Annotated in this window: 6 protein-coding genes and 1 pseudogene; 4 read left to right on the plus strand and 3 right to left on the minus strand. The window is 69.0% G+C overall.

Features of this window, described 5'->3' with window-relative positions; all coding sequences use genetic code 11:
* Window positions 1–36: 36 nt before the first annotated feature.
* Window positions 37–849: pseudogene (locus tag AB0H32_RS45520) on the plus strand (cytochrome P450); the annotation flags it as partial.
* A 393-nt stretch (window positions 850–1,242) separates the two neighbouring features.
* Here AB0H32_RS45520 and AB0H32_RS45525 read toward each other — a convergent pair.
* Entirely contained in the window at window positions 1,243–2,694 is a 1,452-nt protein-coding gene (locus AB0H32_RS45525; protein ID WP_361134710.1) for an amidase, read from the minus strand.
* 152 nt (window positions 2,695–2,846) lie between these two features.
* Here AB0H32_RS45525 and AB0H32_RS45530 point away from each other — a divergent pair, with 152 nt between their 5' ends.
* The gene (locus tag AB0H32_RS45530) at window positions 2,847–3,455 is read left to right on the plus strand and encodes a TetR family transcriptional regulator (protein ID WP_361134713.1); all 609 of its coding nucleotides are present in this window, start codon (window positions 2,847–2,849) and stop codon (window positions 3,453–3,455) included.
* Between the two features lie 355 nt (window positions 3,456–3,810).
* Here AB0H32_RS45530 and AB0H32_RS45535 read toward each other — a convergent pair whose 3' ends face one another.
* Window positions 3,811–3,939 carry a hypothetical protein gene (locus AB0H32_RS45535; RefSeq protein ID WP_361134716.1) on the minus strand — a complete coding sequence of 43 codons (129 nt, stop codon included), beginning with the start codon at window positions 3,937–3,939 and terminating at the stop codon, window positions 3,811–3,813.
* Window positions 3,940–4,313: 374 nt separating this feature from the next.
* Here AB0H32_RS45535 and AB0H32_RS45540 point away from each other — a divergent pair, with 374 nt between their 5' ends.
* Complete coding sequence (locus AB0H32_RS45540) at window positions 4,314–5,060, plus strand: VC0807 family protein (protein WP_361134719.1); 747 nt, start codon at window positions 4,314–4,316, stop codon at window positions 5,058–5,060.
* Window positions 5,061–5,508: 448 nt separating this feature from the next.
* On the opposite strand, the gene AB0H32_RS45545 is transcribed toward AB0H32_RS45540, so the two are convergent.
* On the minus strand, window positions 5,509–5,670 hold the full coding sequence (locus tag AB0H32_RS45545; RefSeq protein ID WP_361134722.1) for a hypothetical protein: 162 nt from the start codon (window positions 5,668–5,670) through the stop codon (window positions 5,509–5,511).
* 386 nt (window positions 5,671–6,056) lie between these two features.
* Here AB0H32_RS45545 and AB0H32_RS45550 point away from each other — a divergent pair.
* On the plus strand, window positions 6,057–6,755 hold a 699-nt coding region (locus tag AB0H32_RS45550; protein ID WP_361134725.1), incomplete at its 3' end, for a zinc ribbon domain-containing protein.

The following is a 6,755-nucleotide window of genomic DNA, read 5'->3' on the forward strand; positions in this document are numbered from 1 at the left end:
GCGAGCCGAGGCTGATGCGACCGACACCGAGGCCGGCGAGCCGGCGCGCTCCCGCTCCCGATGAGTGTCATCTGCGAGCTGCTCGGCGTGGACCCCGAGCACCGCGGCCGGCTGCACGATCTCACCTACACGGTGGTCATCGCCACTGACACCACCCCGGCGGAGGTGATGGCCGCCGTACGCGAGCTCGTCGAGCTGCTCGGCACGATCGCGGCCGCCCGACGGGCCGCCCCCGGCGACGACCTGACCAGCGCCCTCATAGCCGCCCGCGAGGACGGCGGCGACCGGCTCAGCGAGGCCGAACTCATCGGCACGATGCGCCTGATGCTGGTCGCCGGCCACGAGACCACCCTCAACCTGATCAGCAACGCCGTACGGGCACTCTGCACCCACCGCGACCAGCTGGCGCTGGTCCTGGACGGCAAGGCCACCTGGTCGGACGTGGTGGACGAGACGCTGCGCTGGGACGGCCCAGTCAGCTGGTTCCCCTTCCGCTACCCCACCCGCGACCTGGCCCTCGGGGGCACCGTAATCCCGCAGGGCACCCCGGTCCTCGCCGGCTACACCGCCGCCGGGCGCGACGAGGCCTTCCACGGCGCGGACGCCGACCGCTTCGACGTCACCAGGCCCGGCGTGGCCCGGCACCTCTCCTTCGGCCAGGGCGTGCACTACTGCGTGGGCGCCCCGCTCGCCCGCCTCGAGGCCACCATCGCCCTGGAACGGCTCTTCACACGCTTCCCGGACCTCGACCTCGCCGTCCCCGAGGCCGAACTGCCCCGCCAGCGCAGCTTCATCGGCAACAGCGTCGAAGCGCTCCCGGTCCGCCCGGTGCGCCCGGTCCGGCTCTGAGCCGAGTTCTCCCGCTGACCCCCACCGGCCCCCGGCGGGTGGGGAAGGTTCTGTGCTCTCCCCGATCGACCGCCGGATGCTGAAGGCCCACCGGGCGGCTCAGAATCATGCCATCCGGATTGCCACTTGCGAGTCTGTCTTCCGGTGAAGGCGCGGACCGGAACTTCTTTGCGACATGACAGGCATGGGGGACGTCACCGGGTGTGAGTAGTTGAGGTCCAGAAAGTGCCGTTGAGATTGATCTTGCTGGGGCTCGTCGGGGTCCAGTCAAGGCGACCCAAGAGGGGCAGTGGGATGATCTTGGAGTGATGGGCGTCCGTGTGCGAGAGGTCTTCTCACACCAGAAGGCCTTGCGCTCGGGTAGCCGCGGCAGAAGGACAAGGGGGAGCGCGGTCAGGCGTTGTGGTGACTGCTCGCCCATACGGCGGGGGTCCGCTGTGCCCAGGGAGCGGCCTGTTCCAACTGTCCGGCGAGACGGAAGAGGACGTCCTCGCGTCCGTATCCGGCGGCGAACTGGATGCCGATGGGGAGTCCGGTGGCGAGGTCGGTCTCCAGGGGGACGGACATGGCGGGGGTGCCCGCGACATTGAACGCGGCGGTGAAGGGCGAGCGCTGGAAGAGTTGCTCGAGCCAGCCGAGACCGTCGGCGCCCTCGGCACCCTCGGCGTACGTGCCCAAGGGGACGGGCAGTTCGGGCAGGGTCGGGGTGAGCAGCAGATCGTAGCCGGTGAAGTACTGGCCGATCGCGCGCGCGACGCTGTTGCGCATCGCGAGTGCGTGGACGAACTCGGCCCCGCTGACCTGCTGTCCGTAGGCATAACTGGCCAGCATCTCGGGTTCGACAGTGGTGGAGTCGACGGGTCGTTCGAAGGCCGCGGCGAAGCCGTCGATCCACGTCACCAGATTGGTGCTCCAGAGGCGGGCATTGGCCAGGATGAATTCCTCCCAGCTGACGCCGAGGTCGACCTGGACCTCTTCCACCCGGTGCCCCAGGGACTCGGCGAGTCGTGCGGAGCGGAGTGTGGCGTCGACGACGGTGCCGTCGACAGCCCGACCGCCCCAGGGCCGCGTAAGGAGGCCGATCCTCAGGCTTCCCGGGGAGCGAGTGATCTCCTGCGCATAGGGCCGCTCCGGCCGCTGGGCGAAATAGGGGTCACCGGCATCGGGGCCATGGACGAGGTCCAGCAGCGCGGCGCTGTCGCGTACCGAGCGGCTGAGGACGCCGTGGACGGCGAGCCCGTTGAAGACCTCGTCCGTGTCGGGGCCCATGGAGATCCGACCGCGGGTTGGCTTCAGCCCGAACAGACCGTTGCTGGCGGCGGGGACACGGATGGAGCCTGCTGCGTCGGTGGCGTGCGCGATCGGGACGATGCCCGCGGCGACGGCGGCTCCCGAGCCGCCGCTGGAGCCGCCAGGGCTACGGGTCGGGTCCCATGGGTTGCAGGTTGCTCCGTACAGGACGCCTTCCGTGGTGGTGCTGTATGCGAACTCCGGAGTCGCCGTGCGTCCGAGCGTCACCAGCCCGGCGCGACGGAAGCGCGCCATGAGCGATGAGTCGGCCCCGGCGACGTTTCCGGCGGCTATGCGGCTGCCCAGCTCCACCCGCTTGCCGGCCATCGCGACGGCGAGGTCCTTGATCAGGAAGGGCACCCCCGCCAGTGGCGTACTGCCCGGAGCCGGCGTGTCCTGTGCGGGCCAGGTCTCGACGACAGCGTTGATCTGCGGATTCACCACGTCGGACGCCAGCTGGGCGGTCGAGGCGAGTTCCGCGGCAGTCACTTGGCCGCGAGCCACCAGGTCGGCCAGGCCGACGCCGTCGTAGCTCACGTACTCGGAGAGCTTCATCTTCGTCCATTCACGAGAATCGATTCCGGTCGGCGAGACCGATTGGTATCTGATGAGACCGCTCGGTATCGTGCGGGACTAATCGGTACCGTAACATTGAGGCCAGGGCGGTGCACCGCCCCACCGGACCGATGAGGGGCCGTACGGCGAACATGGACAGAGCCAGCAGGCAGAGCAGGGTGGCCAAATTGCCGCCCCGGGAGCGGATCCTTGACGCGGCGGAGGAGCTCTTCTCGCGTGAGGGGATCAAGGCGGTGGGTGTCCAGGCGATCGCCAGCCGGGCTGAGACCACCAAGATGGCGCTGTACCGCCATTTCGCGACCAAGGACGCGCTGGTCGAGGAATGGCTCCGCATCGTCGCGGCCGACTACACCGCTGTGTTCGACCAGTTGGAGGACGCACACCCCGACGAGCCCCGGGCACAGATCCTGGGGATGGCCCGGTTCATCGCCGACGGACTTCCCGAGATTTCCCACCGGGGGTGTCCGTTCATCAACTCCATCGCGGAACTGCCCGACCGCACCCACCCGGCGCGTCGTCTGATCGAAGCCCACAAGGCCGGCCAGGTGCGCCGGCTCGCTGACCTGTGCGCCCGGGCCGGGCTGCCCGATCCGGACGAGGCGGCCGCGGAGATCACCTTCGCCCTTGAAGGAGCCCAGGTAAGCACCCAGAACGGAAGCATCGAGCACGCGGGTGAGCGGCTCATGAGGATCGTCGAGGCCGTTCTGGACCGCGACTCGGCTCCCGAGGCTGCCCTGTGAAGGGTCGCGCCACGGAGTGATCCTGGTGTGGTGGAGCGGCCGGACGGCAGTGGGCTTCTGCTTGCCCCACCCCAGTGCTTCGAGTACGTGAGCGAGCTGCCGCGTGCGCGTGACCGCGACCGGGAGGCATGACCGCACATGCCTGGACCGAGTGCGACGTGACCTTTTTGCCGTCGATGTACGGGACGCCCGCGCGGTCGGCGAGCACCTGGAGCCGTTCGTCGGGTAAGCCCTTGCGCATTTTCTCCCCACGCTTGCGGCCCTCCGGATACTTCACCAGCTGGCCCTTCTGGGTGAGGGCTCTGAAGAGCGGATCGCCGGGGCCGGCGGCGCCGAGCTCGTGCAGCACGCCGAACTAGGTGCGGGACCGGCCCACCAACTGGAAATCCAGCCGGTCCTGGAAGAACCGGCGGGAGCCCTGGCCCGCCTGGTCGGACCTGGACATCGCCGTGGTCACGAACAGACCGGTGTCGTGGATCTTCATCACGGTGGCCTGCCCTTGTTCAGGGAGCAGGCGCCGGCAGTGGGTGCACGCGCAGGGCAGGCGCCCGCGCGTTCACGGCCCTTGACCGGCTAGTCCACTCGGCGGGACACCAACTCGCCTTGCTGCAGGGTGCAGAGCCGTATGGGCAACACTGCTCGAAGTTGTGTGACCGGGGAGAAGCTCTGGACCAGCCTGTGCCCCGGCCCCACCCCGTGGCGGAATCGGTCATTCCGGCCAGTTTTGGTGATCATTTGACGTGAGGGCAGGTCTTCTTGCCCCATGCCTGCTTTACCTTCTCCTTACAATGCTCACCAGGCGATTTCAGCCATCCATCAGCACTTGAGACTCTCTCAGGTATTTTCAGGGGGAACACCGTGCCCGCTCAGGACACCACGACGCCGCAGGCTGCAGGGAACGCATCCGGCGCACCGACCGCACCGACCGACGGGCGCCCGGTGCCGCCTGCCCGGTCGAAAGGCGCCGCCATCGGCGGTTGGTTCCTCACCATCGGCCTTAACGTCGCCGCTCCGGTCCTCACGTACAACGCGCTCCACGACCATGGCTGGAGCGAGTTCTCCGCGCTGCTGGTGAGCGGTGCCTGGCCGGTGCTCGACAGCGCCGTCCACCTCGTGTGGCGGCGGCGGCTCGACGAGTTCGCCGTCGTCACCCTGGTCTTTCTCGTGATCACGGCTGCGGTCTCCCTCTTCGGCGCACACTCGGCCCGCGCTCTGCTGATCAAGGACTCGGGTGTCACGGGGCTTTTCGGGCTGCTGTGTCTGGCGACGCTGGCGGCGCCGCGCCCGCTGATGTTCTACTTCGGCCGCAAGTTCGCCACCGACGGGACGGCGCAGAGCACCGCCTGGTGGAACGGCCTGTGGCAGTTCGAGGGGTTCCGCACGACGATGAGGACCATGACGATGGTCTGGGGCATCGCCTACTGCCTGGAGGCCGTGGTCCGCATCGCGCTGGCCTATGTGCTGAGCACCGGCACCATGGTGGCCCTGAGCCCGGTCCTGATCTACGGGGTCCTCGGCGCCCTCGCGCTGTGGACGGCCCTGTACGGCAAGCGGGCCCGGCGCAAGGGTGAGGAGCGCGCCGCCCTGGCTGCCGCCGCGAGCTGACCGCTCGTTGCTGCCGGATCGCCCAGCCGGCACCGGCGGCGCCCGGTGACCGGACAGCCTTCGGACCACGACGCAGGCCGGGCCTGCGCGAGCCCGGCGACGCGAGGGTCCGCGGCGCGGAGAGCTCTTTGCATGCCGAACAGGCTCTGGCGAGGCAGCGGCAGCGCGGTGGGACCGTACCGGTGGGCCGTCTGGCGGAAGCTCCGCGCCGGCCGTGTCTTCGCGGGCCTTGCACAAGGATCGGCACGCCGCCGTTGTTCTCCAGCGCCCCAGCAACCGCGGAGATGACGCCCAATACCGTGGAAGGCCCCCCCGCGTGAGGAGGGGGCGCCGCGCCCGCGGTGAACATCTTCCCCGAGCGGGCTGACGACAGGGGCGTCAGTTCTGGAGCCGCCAGCGCACCGGATCGTTGTTGAAGCCCTGCCACAGCAGCACCGAGGCAGGCTGCTCACGGCTGCTCACCTGCAGGGATCAGGAAGACCTGGCAGACCTTCTCCGACTGACCCGCGCTCAGCTTCTTGTCGTCGTCGATCGGCGGGCAGTCGGGCCACTTCGGCTCACCGATCGCCATGAGGGCGATGGTGCGGTTGACCATCAGGTCCTTGGTCATCCCCCTGCCCCGACGCTGGAACGGCGCCGACCGGCGCCGACCGTCTCGCCGCCCGCCTTCTGCACGGGACGGGCGGCGCGAAGGATCCGGGTACGGAGCGGCTGGCCGGTGTCGTGCGTCCGCACTGCGCCGAGCTTGGCAGGACGCAGCTCTCCCTCGCCGCCGACCAGCGGCTGAAGACCGGCCCGCCCGTCGGCGGCTGATCCGCGCAGGCGGCGGACGGCGAACGTTCTGTTGCGATTCTCGGTGACTCCGAAAGGCAATTGCCAGTCGCGAGGTTTCCCGGTGTCGGACCACCCCACTGCCCTGGCGGTGGCTAGAACCAGTAGCCTTCCGCCGGCGTCGTATTGCAGTGTGCCGATGGCCTGATCTGTGGGGGGGACCACGTGAGCGGCGAGATCTACTTCAGCAACAACTACCGTGACTTGTGCGAGCGCAACGGCACAGGAGCCGGCTTCCAGTTCGAGTTCTCGTGCTCGCGCTGCTATGACACCTGGCGTTCTCCCTTCGAGGCGTACACCGGTGAACGGGCTGCCAGCTGGCTCAGGAAAGGGGCTGACCTGGCTTGGAGCCTGATGGGCAGTACGGGCCGAGGGGTCACGTCCGCAGCCGACGGGTTGGCGGGAGCCGGCTGGGGGCCCGCCCGCGACCAAGCCTTCGAGCGGGCGATCAACAACGCGCAAGGACACTTCAACCGCTGCGCACGCTGCACCAACTACGTCTGCGGGCGCTGCTGGAACGCGGCACAGGGGCTGTGCCTGCACTGTGCCCCCGACACCGCAGCCGAAGCCATGGCAGCCCAGCAGCGTGGTCTGAACGACATGGCGGCGCAGCGGGCGTACGCCGCCGGGCAGCAAGCCGGGCAGAGCTACGACCCCACCACACCCCGGCAACTGGTCTGCCCTAGGTGCCGTACCGAGACGCACGGCGCCGCCTATTGCTCCGGCTGTGGTTATCATCTGGCCCAATCCACGCAGTGTGCCTCCTGCTCCACGGTTGTGCCGGACGGTGCGGCTTTCTGCCCTGGGCTTCGATGTGGCGTGAGGTCACCGCCGTTGCTCCGCAGGACGCAGTGGTCGTCGCCG

This window comes from Streptomyces sp. NPDC020362 (genome assembly GCF_040642095.1).
Taxonomy (GTDB): Bacteria; Actinomycetota; Actinomycetes; order Streptomycetales; family Streptomycetaceae; genus Streptomyces.